General features: G+C 71.0%; 2 protein-coding genes and 2 pseudogenes. 1 reads left to right on the plus strand and 3 read right to left on the minus strand.

Annotated elements, in window-relative coordinates:
- Positions 1 to 201: 201 nt before the first annotated feature.
- From ASG00_RS00840 to ASG00_RS00845, 3 genes and pseudogenes are all read right to left on the minus strand, one after another.
- A complete protein-coding gene (locus tag ASG00_RS00840; protein WP_056206164.1) occupies positions 202 to 870 on the minus strand; it encodes an HAD hydrolase-like protein in 669 nt (222 codons plus the stop codon).
- Between the two features lie 51 nt (positions 871 to 921).
- Positions 922 to 1047 (minus strand): annotated as a pseudogene (locus ASG00_RS16110) (endonuclease NucS); the annotation flags it as partial.
- A 3-nt stretch (positions 1048 to 1050) separates the two neighbouring features.
- Positions 1051 to 1531, minus strand: a pseudogene (locus ASG00_RS00845) (endonuclease NucS domain-containing protein); the annotation flags it as partial.
- 76 nt (positions 1532 to 1607) lie between these two features.
- Between ASG00_RS00845 and ASG00_RS00850 the strand changes: the two are divergent.
- The coding region (locus ASG00_RS00850; protein WP_442922562.1) for a VOC family protein at positions 1608 to 1811 on the plus strand (204 nt) is incomplete at its 3' end.

Here is a 1811-nt window from a genome sequence, read left to right on the forward strand (position 1 = left end):
AGGCCAGGTAGCGCCAGGCATGGTTCTCGCGCAGCGGGAACCAGAGCGCGGCGCTCACGAGTCCGGCCACGAGCACCAGACCGAGGGTGATGAGCGTCGCCGGGATGCGCGCGACGACGGTGATCACCGGATGCCTCGTCGGCGCCGCCGCATCCGTCATGTCGGCCAGCCTACCGACCGGGTCCCCGGTCGACGAGGGGTTCAGGCGGCCGGCAGCACGAGTGCGCGCAGCGCCTCGATGTCAGCCGCCTCGGCGACCGCGCCCTCGGCCTCGCCCGGGCTGCTGAAGCCCCAGTCGACGAAGATCACGGGCACGCCGCGCTCGGTGCCGCCCTCGACGTCGTGGTGGCGGTCGCCGATGAGCACGGGACGCGAGACGTCGATGCCCTGGGCCTCGAGGCGGCGGAGGGCCTCGGCGACGATGTCGGCCTTGCGGCCGAGCGTGCGCTCATCGGCGGTGGCACCGGTGATCGAGGCGAACAGCGGTGCGAGTTCGAAGTGCTCGAGGATCGCCTTCACCTGAACCTCGGGCTTGGAGCTCGCCGTGGCCTGCGGCACGCTGCGGTCGTGCAGCTCGTGGATGAGGTCGGCGACCCCCGGGTACAGCCGCACGTCGGTGGTGTAGCCGTCGGCCTTGCCGAGCTCGCGGTAGTGCGCGACGGCCTTCTCCGCCTCCTCCGGGCTCAGGTGCGCCTGCGTCTGGAAGGACTCGAACATCGGCGGGCCGATCCAGTGGGTGAGCTCCGCCTCGGTGGGGGCGGGCAGCCCGAGACGCTCGAGCGAGATCGTCAGCCGACGGAGGATTCCGACCGAGGCGTCGACGATCGTGCCGTCGACGTCCCAGAGGACGCAGGTGTAGGGGAGGGACACCCCTTAACGGTAGTCGTCGCCGACGGCACGGGATGCCGCGGCATCCGGTCGTCAGAAGAGCCGGGGTGCGCCCGACTCGACGCCCTTCATGCCGTCGTAGTCGAGGGTCACGCAGCGGATCCCGCGGTCGCCGGCGAGCACCCGCGCCTGCGGCTTGATCTCCTGCGCGGCGAAGACNNNTCACCTCGACGGCGATCGTGCCGCCCTCGGGGTTGCGCAGCAGCAGGTCGACCGGGCCGATCGCAGTGGGGAACTCGCGCCGCACCAGGGTGAGTCCCTCGCCGATCACGTCGACCTGCTCGGCGAGCAGGCGCTGCAGGTCGGCCTCGACGCCGTCCTTCTGCAGGCCCGGGTCGATGCCGAGCTCGTGGGACGAGTCGTGCAGCACCTCGTAGAGCTTCACGACGAGCGCGTCGCCGGACTTCTGGTGGGTCACGCGCCACTGCTCTATGACACCGGATGCCGCGGCATCCTCATCGACCTCTTCGACCGCGAGCGTGCACGGCGGGCTCATCCAGTTGAGCGGCTTGTAGCTGCCGCCGTCGGAGTGCACGAGCAGCGAGCCGTCGCCCTTGTGTACGAGGAGCCGGGTGGCCAGCGGCAGATGGGCGTTGAGGCGCCCCGAGTAGTCCACGGAGCAGCGGGCGATGACGAGACGCACCCGACCACGGTACCGGCGCCCGCCCCACCCCGGCGACGCCGTTGACGCGCTCGCCGCCGCGCGCGACGATCGGGCCATGAGCATCTTCGTGAACTTCCCCGTCGCGGACGTCGCACGCTCCGCCGCCTTCTACTCGACGCTCGGCTGGAGCGCCGTCGCCGAGTTCACCAACGAGAACGCCGCCTGCTTTCGCATCGACGGCGACACGCACATCATGGCCATCAGCCGCAGCTTCTACGAGAGCCTCGGCGGCACCGAGGAGCTCGTGGGCGGGCCAGGC

This window comes from Microbacterium sp. Leaf351, from assembly GCF_001423825.1.
Taxonomy (GTDB): Bacteria; Actinomycetota; Actinomycetes; order Actinomycetales; family Microbacteriaceae; genus Microbacterium; species Microbacterium ginsengisoli.